Here is a 424-nt window from a genome sequence, read left to right on the forward strand (position 1 = left end):
CCAAACTTGTACTTGAGATTGGCGTGTTTGTCAAACATCATGCGTGCACTTTTTCCTTTTAAATAACCCATGAAACTCGAAACACTTATCCTGGGTGGAATACTTACTAACATGTGTACATGGTCTGGCATTAAGTGACCCTCGATAATTTCAACTCCTTTATAACAACACAAACGATGAAATATTTCGCCTAAACTACTTCGATATTGATTATAGATGACTTTTCGTCTATACTTAGGGGTGAACACAATGTGATAGAACAGTGCCACTTTGTGTGCGATAAACTATGAGCCTTTTGTGCCATATTTTTCTCCTTTCGCTTTACAATTGGCTTGAACACCTTTATTGTATCGCGTTTGGAGTTTTTGGGGTATAACCTTCGACGCACACCCGCATAGCGGGTGGTTTTTTTGTCTCGCACCTA

Annotated in this window: 1 pseudogene; it reads right to left on the reverse strand. The window is 39.6% G+C overall.

The features are described 5' to 3' along the window. A pseudogene (gene tnpA, locus JQ843_RS05780) lies at positions 1-304 on the reverse strand (IS200/IS605 family transposase); the annotation flags it as partial. Positions 305-424 lie beyond the last annotated feature (120 nt).

Origin of the sequence: Streptococcus mitis, from assembly GCF_905187495.1 — a bacterium.
Lineage (GTDB): Bacteria > Bacillota > Bacilli > Lactobacillales > Streptococcaceae > Streptococcus > Streptococcus mitis_CU.